The sequence below is a fragment of the Phaeobacter sp. 11ANDIMAR09 genome (genome assembly GCF_001294455.1).
Taxonomy (GTDB): Bacteria; Pseudomonadota; Alphaproteobacteria; order Rhodobacterales; family Rhodobacteraceae; genus Pseudophaeobacter.
Window position 1 is genome coordinate 32,879 of sequence record NZ_LIKT01000018.1, and the last position, 13,048, is coordinate 45,926.

A 13,048-nucleotide genomic window follows, 5' to 3' on the forward strand; every position below is an offset into this window, starting at 1 on the left:
TTCGCTGCGCGCTCCTGAAGTTTCGTAAAGAGGTTCATTCGGCGTTCTCCTTGGACCAGCCTTCTTGTGTGAGGAAATCGAAATCGCAGCCTTCGTCGGCCTGCAGAACCGTCCGGCTATAAAGCCCGCGATAACCCCGATTTTGCAGCTCCGGGCGCTTGTGCTGTTCGAGACGGCGGGCGATCTCGGCGTCATCGACCAGCAGATCGATGCGCTTGTCTGCGACCGAGAGACGTACACGGTCCCCATTCTCGACAGCGGCCAATGGCCCGCCAACCGCGGACTCGGGTGACATATGAAGAACGATGGTCCCGAATGCCGTCCCAGACATCCGAGCGTCTGAAATTCGCACGATATCCTTGATACCTTTCCGTGCCAGTTTTTTCGGGATCGGCAGATACCCGGCTTCCGGCATTCCCGCAGCTACTGGTCCCGCGTTTTTCAACACCATGATGTCGTCGGCCTCAATATCGAGGTCCGGGTCATCAACGCGCCTGGCGAGATCTTCGAGACTGTCGAAGACCACGGCACGGCCTTCGACTTCAAAAAGCCCTGGTGTCGCCGCCGCGCGTTTGAAAATGGCTCCCTGAGGCGCGATGTTCCCATAAAGGCTGATCAACCCGCCCTCATTTGAAACAGGATCGTCAAACGACCGGATCACCCGGCGATCAACCCAATCAGGCTCATCGTCCAGACGCTCCGCCAGGGTTTGACCTGTTACATCCACGGTATCGAGGTGCAGGAGGTGGCGGATCTCGCGCAAGACTGCTCCGACACCGCCAGCGGCATAGAAATCTTCCATGTACCCTTCACCGACTGGCTTCAAGTCAACCAAAACCGGTGTTTCGTCCGAGATTTCATTGAGGCGTTCGGGTGAAATCCTGATGCCGAGACGACCCGCGACAGCTATAAGGTGAACGATGGCATTGGTGGACCCACTGACAGCCATCAGCACGCGGAAAGCGTTCTCTACCGACTTCTCGGTGATGACCTCGCTTGGTTTTCGAGGGTTCTGGATCAGCTCAACAGCCAGCTTGCCGCATTCCTCAGCTGCAACGAGCCTGTCTGCGTGAACAGATGGAATGGCCGCTGTACCGGGCAATGACATGCCAAGTGTTTCGGCGATGCACGCCATGGTGCTCGCTGTTCCCATAACGGCGCAGGTGCCCGCCGTTGTCGCCAGTCGGCCTTCGATCTCTGCAATCTCTTCACCTTCTACCTCACCGGCACGGAACTTGCCCCAAAAACGGCGGCAGTCAGTGCAGGCACCCAGGCGTTCACCCTTGTGGCGACCGGTCATCATCGGGCCGGTCACAAGTTGCACGGCCGGAATGTCAGCGGACGCCGCGCCCATCAGCTGAGCTGGAACTGTCTTGTCGCAACCACCGATCAAAACCACTGCGTCCATTGGCTGCGCACGAACCATCTCCTCAGTGTCCATTGACATGAGGTTCCGGTAGACCATGCTGGTCGGGTTCAGAAAGACCTCGCCAAGAGACACCGTTGGGAACGGTCGCGGCAAAGCTCCTGCAGCCAACACACCGCGAGAGACAGCTTCGACCAGCTCAGGCATCGCTCTGTGGCAGTTATTGAAGCCCGAAGGGGTCATCGCGATCCCGACAATCGGTTTATCGAGCATTTCCCGCGACAAACCCATTGAGCGAGCAAAAGACCGTCGCAGATACGCTGCAAAATCCTTATCGCCGTAATTTGTCAGTCCGCCCTGAATACCTTTACCTTCGGCCATTTTCACCCCTCCTTCCGGCAATCGATGCCAAGCAGTCGTTCATAAACCAGCACCATTGCGCCTTTGTCTTTCGCGCCATGGCCCTCAAGAAGTGCCTGCTGATAGGTGGTTGTCGCGGCGGCCAACACAGGTGCCGGGATCTGATAACGGGCTGAGATTTCAGCACCGCTGATCAGATCCTTGTAGGCGGCTTGTAGCGGGTAGCCGGTGTCAAACTTGCCTTCGAGGATCTGGGGAATGAAGTATTCCGACGCATAGCTGCGGCCGGTCCCTGAGTTCACCACCTCGGCGGTGTTTTCCGGATCAAGGCCCAGCTTCTTTGCCATCGGCAGGATTTCGGCAAGGGCCGCCACATTGATGTCGAAGAGAAGCTGATTGATTAGCTTGGTGAGCTGACCCGAGCCGACAGCGCCAGTGTGCAGGATGCGGTTCGACATTGTTGCAAGGGCTGGTCTCAGCGCCTCGACAATCTCGCCGTCTCCTCCGATCATCATTGTCAACGTGCCCTCCTGGGCCCGCTTCCACATGCCAGAGACGGGCGCATCGAGAAAGCGAAGCCCGAGGGCTGAAAGCCGCTCGCCAATGCTGAGCGTCAGTCCGTATTCTATGGTCGAGGTATCGATGACAATCGTGTCGGCTGAAAGACGCTGTGCAATCCCATGTTCAGGGTTGAACAGCGACTTTTCCACGATCCCACCACTTGGCAAGCAGGTGATCAGCACATCCACGCCTGAGAAATCTGCCGTACTTCCGGCCTTAGTGGCACCGGCTTCAGCGGCGGCATCCATTGCCTCCTCGCTGAGATCAAAGACCATTACGTTGTTTGAGCTAGCAAGGTTCGCCGCCATCGGTGCACCCATCTGACCCAAACCGACAAATCCAAATCGCATGTTGATCTCCTTCCTATTATTCCGGGGAAGGACTAGCATTGCGACCGTGCTAACCTGGCATTCTCAATTGCGATTGCCCCTCTCGGGGAAAACGTTGCTTTGTAGCGTTGAATTTAATGGGAGGTTACGGCGTTGATTACAGATCAGTTCTGAACTCTGCGAGATGCCTTGCTTTCACTAGGCGCATAGAGGCTTCGCAAGCAGTTTCAGAAACAATTTCGCCAAAGCTGGTCGCTGCTAATAACTCAACGAGAAAAGGTGGATTTCCTTGTCTGGAAATTTGAGGGGTGCTGCCGCCTAGGGCTCTCGCCTAGAACCATGTTTTTCGCTCAATGGAATAGATGGCGAGAAGAGCTCGTTCTGAAAAGGGGAACGTTCAGCGTGCCCCAATTGGGACCATTGGCGTTCTCAGGTCGCCAAGTGAGAAACGGCTGACGGAGGATACTCCACTAAAGATGACCTTTGAAGTTCAGGACCTTGAATGAACGAATAGATGCCTGAAATGATTAGAGCGCTTCGATAGATACCCTAGAATACCCGATCATAGATGGGAGATGTCATGCTGTTTAAAGTTTTCCTCAACTGGACAGGTGGTCTTGCCATTGCCCTCGTGTTGGGTTTTGCTCCCACTCCTGCTCGAGCTTATCAGATCGACTGCGCCATACTGCTTTGCCTGGCTGGTGGGTGGCCCGCGTCAGCAGAATGTGCTCATGCCCGTGCTGTGTTTATCCGCCGGATCACGCCTTGGCCGATTGAACCGCCGTTGCAAATCTGGCGTTGCCCGATGAATGTTTCTGAGCGCACGCCTTTGCAAAGCCCGATCCCGAAGATCTGGGAGGCCAGCCACCAGACAAGCCAGATGCTCGGCCAAGTCATTCTGGCTCAGATGGTCGAAGGCGGTGCCAATATCGACATCAGCGGCCTCGAGTTCGATTTCGTACGCTCGATCCGAGTCTGGGATGTTCGATACTACAGCCATCGCGAACGTGGCCGCGACGATGATTGTTCTGAGAGTTACAACATGCGCCTCGGAACCTACGGCACGCAGGGCGAATTTGGCTGGCAACGCACAACACCAGCGGCCGCCCCGCAATGGGTTCTGCCGTCGCGACGCTGTTCGTCATCGAATTGGCGACGGGGCGTCGGCGTTGAATGGGAGGATCACGAAGGCAACCACGGATATGAGTGGGTGGCCTACTAGGGCTATTCACCGATGTCTTTCATGCGTTCCGCGATATCGCCCGCAATGCGCTCATACAGGGCGGCTTGCTTGTCCCTAGGTGTCCCAGGCTTCGGGTTTCTTCGACGGATGCGTTTGGCAAGCCAAAAGAGCAGCCGCGCGGCGGGATCTTCCAGCTTTTCGGGCACGGGTGCCGGATAGTTTTCTTCAAGTAGGGCCACGACCTCAGCATTCATACTGCGGTGGTTGGCTTCCGCCGCGAGGCGTATTCGATCGCGCAGGCCGTCGGGCAGGCGCACGATGAACTTATCCTGATTTTGAGAGCTCTGTTCTGGCATGGTGGCACTGTGCCATAAATTTTGATTGACGCAATAGTGGCTAAGTGCCACTAATGGGTTGCGATTTCAACCTGGAGGCGTTTCATGAACAGTCGTAAACCAATGCAGCTTCGGCTTCCGCAAGAGCTCAAGGAGTGGATCAAGGCGGAGTCTGATCGAAATGGCAACTCTCAAAACTCCGAAGTGATCCGCGCCATTCGCGCGGCGAAGGATAGACGTTCCGCCCCCGGAGCAATTGGAAATATCAAAATGGATCAGGGTGATAATGCACGTTGTTGACGAGTAAGAAAGGTGTCGTTCAGATGACCAAAGCAAGTGTACAGACAAAGGCGAAACAAGCTGCCTCTGCCTTTATCCGCGAGGCGCGGGAGGCAGGTTGGCAGCGCGCGAAGTTCGAGATCAAGCCCGATGGCAGCGTCATCGTCGATGCCAACATGGTCGCGTCAGAGGCGGCAGACGACTTTCTCAACAGTGACCTGAGAATGGGCGAATGACTCGCAAAAGCTTGCCCAAATACGTCTACAATGACCGGGGGTATCTCCGGTTCATCCGGCGTTCGCGCGGTATCTCGGTCATGATGCACGAGGAAGCGGGCACGCCGGAATTTTGGGATCATTACAATCGCCTGCTGAAAGGAAAACCAGCGCCTGCGCCGGTCAAACGCAATTTTGAGGCGTTGATCCTTAGCTACTACGAGAGCGACGCCTACAAGAAGCTGAAGCCCCGGACGAGATCCGACTATCGGCGGTATATCAGCCACATTCGTGAGATCTGGGCCGACAAAGACCCGGCCAGGATCGAAACCCATCACATTTATGAATTGCACCGGGCCAATGCGGATCATTGGCGGCAAGCCAACTATCTTGTCCAGGTCATGGTCGTCCTGATGAATCACGCCCGGTTGATCGGCTTCATCAAGAAAGAGCACGGCAATCCGGCGAAGGGTATTCCGCTTTTCAAGCAGCAGAGCGACGGCTGGGAGCCTTGGCCAGTTGATGTTCGGGCCGAGTTCGAAGCGCTGGCTTCAAAGAGGGCGCGGCTGGTTTACGAGCTTTGCGTTGGTACAGGCCAGCGTATCGGCGATGTCGTGAAGATGAAATGGGAGCACTTCTCCGATGAAGGATTCGATTTCACGCAGGGAAAAACCGACAAGCCGTTGTGGATCCCGCTCACCGACCGCTTGAAAGCCCATCTCGACGGGCTCGCCCGAACGGACGGCACTGTTGTGGCTGACGTCAAGGGACGACCAGTGAGCTACCGGATCGTTGCGGAAGAAATGCGCACTATCAAAAAGAAGATGAAGCACGAGAAGGCGAGCTACTACAAAACGCACGGGCTCAGAAAAAATGCGACGATCGAGCTGTATCTGGCTGGATGTGATGACGAGATGGTCAAAGCCGTCACCGGTCACTCAGGCGTTGAAATGCTCAAAAAGTACGGCGGCCCGATCCGGCAAAGAGAGCTCGCGAAGCGCGCTCAAGAGGCAAGAAATCAAATGGAACGAAGCAAGACCGAAACGTGAAAGTTTCAACGGTTGTTTCAAAAATGGCAGTGAAGGAGAGGTGGAATGACGCAAGTCATTGTTTTTATTGGAGGCGAGTACCGGAATCGAACCGGTGTACACGGATTTGCAAGAGATGGAATGTCACTGAAATTGTACAGTCTTCCGGTTAGACTTGGCTAAGAAGATCGCGGAACATATGGGGAATGCCTAGCCGTGATCCCTAGCCCAACTAGCGGGCTGCCGAGTGTAGACCTCTTTGCCCAACAAAAGACTTGCCGTGGTAATCGGACGTGTTACACGTGGTTTCTACCAGCTGCTTTGAGCAACCGTCTGTGTCGTCGCAACCGAAATGGATTTACGTTAGGTTATGTTACAGAACACCATGTTTAAGATGAGAAGCTCGCTTGAACCGGTGGCAGGTGGACAGCAGCAATCGAGCCAAAACGAATATGTAAATGGCGACGAACTATGTATCATATGCGTTGTTCTGAGCGTCAGGTACAAGCGTTAAAGAGAACAGTCTGTCACGTCGGCCGAGAAGTATAGCGCAAGGTATCGGAGAAGCCTTCCAAGAATACAGACATCGTGGCAACCGTAGATAACACCAACAATCATTACCACCGCTCAACCGGATTACGGGCGAACCTAGGACTAAGGCCAGACTGACCAATGCTTACCAAATACGACATTGTTTTCATGCCGCACAAAGATTACCACTCCTCAGCGATGTACCCGATAGCGAATGCACTAGAAGCGCACGGTTTTTCTTCCGCGTTTCTGGAGCCGACCGAAAACCATAGGGCCAATGGCGCGATCGAGGCACTTGAAGGCAAGCCGGTTGCATGGATCCCAAATGAGGATTTTACCAGTCGGATACGATCACCCAAAGCGGTTCTTGTAATGAATGACTGGGATGTCGCATCTTCCCATTTGCTAAGCCATTGTCAGTCGATGGGAATCGATATCATTGGGTTACAGGAAGGCACGACTGATTTTTTAAGGAAAAATTGGAATAACAAGGGGTACTCGGATCCGAACCGCTTGCCCTATACAAAAAGCGACTTTCTGTTGCTGGCCAGCGAATTTGACGCCACATATTTCGCGGAGCGGCCCCATGCGATCATTGGGATGGATCGTGTCGAGCCATTGTTCCATGAACCTGTATCTTTTCCATCGACGCCGTTGGTCCTGATTAATATCAATTTTTCCTTCAAGACCTGCCTTGAGTTTAGCCGCGATTGGCTGGTTGATGTTGCGACCAGCTGCGAAGCGCTTGGGCTGGAGTATGTATTGTCCGTTCACCCCCAAGATGAAACCGACCTGACGGGTTATGAAGACAAAGTAAGCGAAGCCCCTCTGCATGATCTTTTAAAAGAGTCCACTCTTTTCATCAGCCGTTTCTCGAACGCAATTTACGAGTCCTTGGCTCTTGGAAAACCTGTCGTCTATTATAATCCTCACGACGAAGGGTCCCGCACTTTCAATGAAGCAGAAGGTGCATTTTCCGTCGCCAAGACAGCAGCTTCGTTGAAGGAAAGCATAGCCTTTGAAATCGAGCAACGTGACATACGAGAGCGTGCGCGAGCATACTTCGATAGCCACCTCAGCATCGTGTCAGGCCGCACGTCGACCGAGCGCGCGGTAGAAGCGATTGTAAATCGATTTCAGAAACAATCATCCGCATCTCCGGGGGGCAGCCTGTCCCAGTCAGAGAATGACAGAGTGTCGATTATTCTGCCAGTCTACAATGTAGCGGACTATCTGGATCGCTGCCTTGACAGTATAATAAGTCAGAGCCATCGCAATCTTGAAATCATTGCAGTCAATGACGCATCTACCGATAATTCGTTGAAAATTCTACAAGAATACGCGCGTCTTGATGAGCGCATTCTTGTAATCAACCGTCCATTGCAGTTGGGACTGTCCTCAGCGCGAAATCTTGCTATGATGCGTGCATCCGGCAAGGCCATGATGTTCGTGGATTCCGATGACTGGCTGGCTTATGACGCATGCGAGAAAGCATTTTCCAAATTAGTGGCCAGCGATAGTGATGTGACGGTGTTCGACTGTTTTGATTATTTTCAGCCCAATTCTAAATGGGTCAGCCACTATGATTGTACCGAGATTGAAAACGGTACATTCAAACGGCATAACTTTGCAAAAATTTGTGCGGTTTGGACGAAGATCTACAGAACGGATTTCCTGCGGCGAATAGGTGCGCACTTTCCCGATGGAGCAAACTTTGAAGACTGGTTCTGGACTGTGCAATGGTCCACTCAAGCCGGAAAGATCTCGGCCATTTCTGCGCCGCTCTACTTTTACCGACGAAATCGCCCCGGATCTATCACGGCGGGTAAGCGTACAGAAGCGGAGCAGATGCGGAACATCGTGCGCAATCTCTCGTTGTCGAAAGCGTATTTAGATGCCCGCGGCTTAGATTATTTGCCGCTCACGGTGTTGCTCAACAAGGCAGACATACGCGTGAGGCCCGACAAATCCGACATGCCCGAGCCTGAGAGGCGCGCCGCCTATTCCGTTTTGACGAACTATCTCACCAAGGAGTTCCCGTTCGGCCTACCTAAGGGCGTTGTTTCCCCTAGTATCGTTGCAGCCTATGCCGAACAGCAGCCTCAGCTGCAGAGGGAGGACTGAAGTAGTGGCATTTTTAAAGGAAAGACTGTCACGCATTTACCGCCGTTTTTCTCCGCTTCGGCGGGTTCTGGCTCGCATTGAAGATCAGCTTGTAAATGTTGAACGTGTCTTGATGCAGGGGAACAACGAACAGCTTCTCGAACTGCAGCGTCTCCGGTCCGAGGGCGCGGATGACCTCAACAGCATGGGCCTGAAACTTGAGACGGAACTCCAGCCGCTCAAGCGGTTTGGCGAATTCGAAAACCAGCTTCAGCGGCGGTTTGATGAACAGCTTCTCGAACTGCAGCGTCTCCGGTCCGAGGGCGCGGATGACCTCAACAGCATGGGCCTGAAATTTGAGACGGAACTCCAGCCGCTCAAGCGGTTTGGCGAATTCGAAAACCAGCTTCAGCGGCGGTTTGATGAACAGGAAAACTTGCTGAAAGAGCTTTGCAGGGAGGGTGAAATCCATCGCGAGCGAGCAGCCGAACTGCACGGGACAATCGATCAGTTGAGCGACGGCATTGCTGATATTCCTATACAGCTGGAGCAGACAAGAAAGAGCATGGCGGACTCGCTCTCATCATCCGATCACGTTGCGGAACTAAAGCATAAAATTGACGATCTTCAGGCTATTAGACAGGATTTCGAAGGCCTGCCAAATTTGGTCGAACGCTCTATAGATAAGGCGCTTGATGTGATGAATGCGGAGCCAACCGCAAGCGCCGAAGACCTGAAATCTACGGTGCAAACGCTGTCGGCAAAGCTTGAAGAGATCAAGAAAGAGATCAGCGTCACTCAAACCAGCGTTTCTAGAACGATACAGGCCCACATGGATGGAACCCGAGACGAGGTATCCAGACAACTCAGGCGAGTAACTGACTCAATGCTGGAGGCAAGCAAGAACTTTTCTTCGAACACCAGACTTCAAGAGCAGGAACTGCAGACGATCCTGTCGCTTCAAGAGCACTTGGTATCCAATGGGATAAGACCCGGCGCTGGACCTAAAGACCTGCCTGATTTTCGTAAACTTGCTTTGGCATTGGAAAACGGAGAGGCGAAGCTTAACACTGAGCAGCCTAGTGTCGAGTTTATGGGCCATAGCCTTAACTTCGATGATCTGTTTTCTGTTTATGTCGTCTACAAGGAGATCTTTCTCTATGAAGACTATTACGCGGAACTGGGCGCCGAGGCTCCCCGAATAATCGATGGCGGCGCTCACATAGGGATGGCGGCTTTGTACTTCAAGAACCGCTACCCTGCGGCCAAGATACTGTGTTTTGAACCGGATCCGCGTAATTTTGAACTGCTGACAAAAAACACGGCACATCTCGGTGAAGATATTGAAAAGTATAATTTAGCCCTTACAGATGACGGTGCCGACTATCCATTGATGCGACGGCAAGGGCAGTCCATGGCCTCTTCCATCTACTCGCGCTATACAAAGATCAACAACGAAGATGGTCTTGTAATTAAGTCTGCCAAGTTGAGTGATTTTCTCGATGCCCCCGTTGATCTTCTTAAGCTGGATATCGAGGGTGCGGAAGATGGCGTTTTGCAGGAGTGCAAACATCTTCTCAAGAACGTGCATTATCTTTTCATCGAGTTCCATACCGGTGATCAGCTACCGTTATCGCGCTTGAGGGCGATCTTGGAGACTCTAGATGATGCTGGATTTACCTATCAGATCGAAAGGGCACGGGAGTACCAGATCCGAATGCTGCACCGACCTTTCACGCACTTGGATCAGCTCTGCACGCATGTCATTCATGCGAAAAACTTGACTTGGTGAAAAACGAGAAGGGAGTTGGAAAGCATCCATTGGTACTCATTGCGGGCCATTCTGCAGCCCCGCCCGCAGTTGGCCGTACCAATCGGCGCAGCGTAAGGTTCGGGCGTTCTGCCGCGCAAGGGCCGCGTCAGCCTTCAGCACCGCCACATCCAGCCGGTCACCTTCACGCACGCCGCTATAGGACAGGCGGCGGCAGTCTTCTGGCAGGTCCGGCAGAACCTGTTCCGCCCGCGCTTCGCCGACCGCAACACCTGCGGCCTGAATGCGTGCGATGTCAGTTTGCCCGCAGGCGCTCAAGAAGACCGGAATCCACAACACCTTCAGGATTGACTTGCGTGTCACGTTCATATGCCTCCAGTTCGGCGGCAAAGCGCAGGGCTTCGCCTTCAGCCGCCTGCACCTTTTCCCGCAGGGCTTGGTTCGCTTCATCCGCCGCAGCCATCCTGCGGCGCATCGCATCCAGTTCGGTCTGAACGGCAGTCAGTTCGAATTCGCGCACAAACCCGTCGCGGGCGGCGCTGACCGCTTGACGCTTGTCATAGACATGCCAGCCCCACAGAAGGGCGCAGACCACGACCGCCAGACCGATGCGGCTGGTCAGAAATCGCCAGCCATACCGAAGAACCCCCGCCATCATTGCCCGTCACCCCATCCGGTTTGGGTGCTGACCCATTCCATGCCGTGGGCCAGTGCAAGGTTCGCGATGACCATGGGAAAAGCCAGCGACAGGATGGATTGCGTGCCTTCCATGGCCACGCCAGCAGCTTCCTTTGCCGCCATCCACGCGAAGGCGAAGCACCACAGCAGGAACACGGCCCACGCCTGTTCCCGCTTGCCCGACCGACCGCCGATGATAAACCGACCGAAGAACTTCAGCATATCAAAGCCTCGCGAATTGGAAGTGCATCCAGTCCTTGCCCCATGCGTAGCCCGCAGGAGTGCCGCCGTGGGCCATCACGATGTTCCAGAAGGGCTCATATTCCGGCCGGGCGAACTGCGCCCGGTCAGCACCCCAGCGAAGCTGGTTCTGTTCCGGGTTCAGGTCCACCGCCGCGCCAAAGGCATGGGTGGACAGCGTGCTGCCGCCACGTTTCTTGCGGAAATTGAAACACCCACCAAAGACGTTCAGCTGCAGACGCTCGATGTCAGCCTGCCCGTAGTGCTGCAGCGCATGGCGGAAGATGTCGGTCAGCGGCTGCGCCAGCTTTTCGTGGCAGGAAAACCGCTGGATGGTCTGGCGCTTGTTCCACGCGATCACCATGGGATAGGCAAGACCCACCTTGCCCGCCGCGCACTGCGGGCCACCAGCTTCACCATAGAAATCGGCCATGTCGCGCTGGCGCGGGAAAACGTCTTGCTTCGGATGACTGCGCGACCCGGTGACAGGCGACCGCTCCACCGCAGCAGACACGCCAGCCTTGGCGCTGCGCCACGCGGTCAGGGCTTCGGCGGTATTGTGCCCGGTGTAACCGTCGATGACGCCGGGTTCATGGCCAAGAACAGTCAGCGAGGCCTGACCGGCACCAATCAGGCGACGGCGCTTTGACCAGCGTGACGGCGCATCGCGGTAATTCGTGCCCTGCAGCTGTTCTACACGCGACACCGCCGCCCACGTTTTCGGCCCGGCATCACCGTCGATTGCGCCCGTGTACCAGCCGACATCGGCCAGCAGCATCTGGATGTCCGACACTTGCATGTCACACCTCGCTTCAGTTTCGATTTTCAGGGAAATGCCGCGCGTCAGATGCGCTGCAGCAATGGTCGCAGCAGGAACTTCAGCGCGACCAGCGGGAACAGGTAGGGAAAGCGCAGCCGATAGCCCTTGGCCTTCAGGTCGCCGCGCGACACCAGCTGGCGCTGAATGTTATCGGTCCAGCCGCGACCACGGCACCAAACCACGGCATGCCCCGCACCACCCGGCGACAGGCAATGCCAGAGCACGTATTTGAAGGTGGCCAGCGCCCACCAGAAACGCCACATCGACCGGCCTTCATAGAGCCAGACCAGCGTCAGCGAATAGTCTTCGCAGTCGCCCGCCACAGGCCCGTCACCGCCCATGATGCGCCAGCTTTCGCCTTTGTCCGCACGATAGGTGAAGCGCCCGTTCAGGGACGCCTGAACAGCATCAGCAGCCATTGCCGCCTCCTTCGATTGTGAAAATCAGGTCAGTCCGCTGGCAACCACGGGCCAGCCGCGAATAGGTTCACCTGCACCCGACCGTTCGGGCACAGGTGGAAGGCGAAGATTTCCCACCCCGCCGCACGACCAAAGAGCGGCGCGGAAATGACCCAAGGCCCCCACACTTCCGCAATTTCGGAAGGGGGCCGCGACCCGCCACCCCAGACGGCGGTTTCGGGCGAAACATCCAACGCGACAGGCACGCGCAAACCACTGGCGCGGACCACATAGGCCCGAAGCCCCTGATACTCGCACCGGCGCTTGACCATAGTGCCGCGCACGGTCAGCCCACCATCGACCGGTTCGGCTTCAGCGGTCACCGCATAGAACGGGGTCTGCATCGTGATGTCGCGAAACCACCGCTTGCCTGACAGGGCATCCCACGCGGCGGAAAATCCGCTGATGACCATCACCGCCAGCAGCAGCACAATCATCGCAAAGTTCTGGCGCAATGCCGCGCGGGTGTTAATCATCCTTCGGCCCCCCGCCAACCCGTCGCCGCACCATGTCCTTCACGAATTCACGATCCGCGAACAGCGCGGTGATGGTGTCCAGCAGCACCAAGGCAAAGGCCATGATGGCCAGCGCCGCTAGAACTTCGGACCCCCGCGTCAGCGGGGCCAGCGTGGGCGATAACCCATAGGACAGGAATGCAGACGCCACGGTCTTCACCGCCCGCCGCGCCAGCGGTTCCCGTTCGGCATCGCGACTCATGACATAGAAAACCATGCCGATGACCACGGCCCAATACTCAAGACTTTTTCCCAGCAAGCCTGCCCCCTTGACTG

At 55.4% G+C, this 13,048-nt stretch carries 17 protein-coding genes; 6 read left to right on the forward strand and 11 right to left on the reverse strand.

The window, feature by feature from the left end; all coding sequences use genetic code 11:
- Positions 1-34: 34 nt before the first annotated feature.
- Together AN476_RS14880 and AN476_RS14885 are read right to left on the reverse strand one after the other, a co-directional pair.
- On the reverse strand, positions 35-1,747 hold the full coding sequence (locus tag AN476_RS14880) for a dihydroxy-acid dehydratase (RefSeq protein WP_054462390.1): 1,713 nt from the start codon (positions 1,745-1,747) through the stop codon (positions 35-37).
- Between the two features lie 2 nt (positions 1,748-1,749).
- Positions 1,750-2,637, reverse strand: coding sequence for an NAD(P)-dependent oxidoreductase (locus AN476_RS14885; protein WP_054462391.1), 888 nt, complete (start codon positions 2,635-2,637; stop codon positions 1,750-1,752).
- Between the two features lie 559 nt (positions 2,638-3,196).
- On the opposite strand from AN476_RS14885, the gene AN476_RS14890 reads away from it, so the two are divergent.
- Positions 3,197-3,838, forward strand: coding sequence for a hypothetical protein (locus AN476_RS14890; RefSeq protein ID WP_054462392.1), 642 nt, complete (start codon positions 3,197-3,199; stop codon positions 3,836-3,838).
- 2 nt (positions 3,839-3,840) lie between these two features.
- On the opposite strand, the gene AN476_RS14895 is transcribed toward AN476_RS14890, so the two are convergent.
- Positions 3,841-4,155 carry an Arc family DNA-binding protein gene (locus AN476_RS14895; RefSeq protein WP_054462393.1) on the reverse strand — a complete coding sequence of 105 codons (315 nt, stop codon included), beginning with the start codon at positions 4,153-4,155 and terminating at the stop codon, positions 3,841-3,843.
- Between the two features lie 84 nt (positions 4,156-4,239).
- Here AN476_RS14895 and AN476_RS14900 point away from each other — a divergent pair, with 84 nt between their 5' ends.
- The 4 genes from AN476_RS14900 (at position 4,240) to AN476_RS14915 (ending at position 8,311) form a co-directional block, all read left to right on the forward strand.
- A complete protein-coding gene (locus tag AN476_RS14900; protein WP_054462394.1) occupies positions 4,240-4,434 on the forward strand; it encodes an Arc family DNA-binding protein in 195 nt (64 codons plus the stop codon).
- 23 nt (positions 4,435-4,457) lie between these two features.
- Positions 4,458-4,649 (forward strand): hypothetical protein, encoded by a 192-nt coding sequence (locus tag AN476_RS14905; protein WP_054462475.1) that lies wholly within the window; start codon positions 4,458-4,460, stop codon positions 4,647-4,649.
- Positions 4,646-5,677, forward strand: a complete 1,032-nt coding sequence (gene xerC, locus AN476_RS14910; RefSeq protein WP_054462395.1) for a tyrosine recombinase XerC — start codon at positions 4,646-4,648, stop codon at positions 5,675-5,677. Before AN476_RS14905 ends, xerC begins: the two co-directional genes overlap by 4 nt.
- Positions 5,678-6,328: 651 nt before the next feature.
- The gene (locus AN476_RS14915; RefSeq protein WP_054462396.1) at positions 6,329-8,311 is read left to right on the forward strand and encodes a glycosyltransferase; all 1,983 of its coding nucleotides are present in this window, start codon (positions 6,329-6,331) and stop codon (positions 8,309-8,311) included.
- 28 nt (positions 8,312-8,339) lie between these two features.
- On the opposite strand, the gene AN476_RS23095 is transcribed toward AN476_RS14915, so the two are convergent.
- Positions 8,340-8,762: a hypothetical protein gene (locus tag AN476_RS23095; RefSeq protein WP_054462397.1), complete on the reverse strand. Its 423-nt coding sequence runs from the start codon at positions 8,760-8,762 to the stop codon at positions 8,340-8,342.
- 39 nt (positions 8,763-8,801) lie between these two features.
- Here AN476_RS23095 and AN476_RS14925 point away from each other — a divergent pair, with 39 nt between their 5' ends.
- Positions 8,802-10,082, forward strand: coding sequence for an FkbM family methyltransferase (locus AN476_RS14925; protein WP_172684837.1), 1,281 nt, complete (start codon positions 8,802-8,804; stop codon positions 10,080-10,082).
- A 36-nt stretch (positions 10,083-10,118) separates the two neighbouring features.
- Here the strand turns inward: AN476_RS14925 and AN476_RS14930 are convergent, their stop codons facing one another.
- The 7 genes from AN476_RS14930 to AN476_RS14960 are packed head-to-tail and all read right to left on the reverse strand — an operon-like array spanning position 10,119 to position 13,031.
- Positions 10,119-10,379: a hypothetical protein gene (locus tag AN476_RS14930; RefSeq protein WP_054462399.1), complete on the reverse strand. Its 261-nt coding sequence runs from the start codon at positions 10,377-10,379 to the stop codon at positions 10,119-10,121.
- Positions 10,357-10,716 carry a hypothetical protein gene (locus tag AN476_RS14935; RefSeq protein ID WP_157063772.1) on the reverse strand — a complete coding sequence of 120 codons (360 nt, stop codon included), beginning with the start codon at positions 10,714-10,716 and terminating at the stop codon, positions 10,357-10,359. Before AN476_RS14935 ends, AN476_RS14930 begins: the two co-directional genes overlap by 23 nt.
- A complete protein-coding gene (locus AN476_RS14940; RefSeq protein ID WP_054462401.1) occupies positions 10,716-10,961 on the reverse strand; it encodes a hypothetical protein in 246 nt (81 codons plus the stop codon). Before AN476_RS14940 ends, AN476_RS14935 begins: the two co-directional genes overlap by 1 nt.
- A gap of 1 nt (position 10,962) precedes the next feature.
- The gene (locus AN476_RS14945) at positions 10,963-11,778 is read right to left on the reverse strand and encodes a M15 family metallopeptidase (protein WP_054462402.1); all 816 of its coding nucleotides are present in this window, start codon (positions 11,776-11,778) and stop codon (positions 10,963-10,965) included.
- A 44-nt stretch (positions 11,779-11,822) separates the two neighbouring features.
- Positions 11,823-12,218, reverse strand: coding sequence for a hypothetical protein (locus tag AN476_RS14950; protein WP_054462403.1), 396 nt, complete (start codon positions 12,216-12,218; stop codon positions 11,823-11,825).
- Between the two features lie 29 nt (positions 12,219-12,247).
- On the reverse strand, positions 12,248-12,733 hold the full coding sequence (locus AN476_RS14955) for a hypothetical protein (protein ID WP_054462404.1): 486 nt from the start codon (positions 12,731-12,733) through the stop codon (positions 12,248-12,250).
- A complete protein-coding gene (locus AN476_RS14960; RefSeq protein ID WP_054462405.1) occupies positions 12,726-13,031 on the reverse strand; it encodes a hypothetical protein in 306 nt (101 codons plus the stop codon). Before AN476_RS14960 ends, AN476_RS14955 begins: the two co-directional genes overlap by 8 nt.
- Positions 13,032-13,048 lie beyond the last annotated feature (17 nt).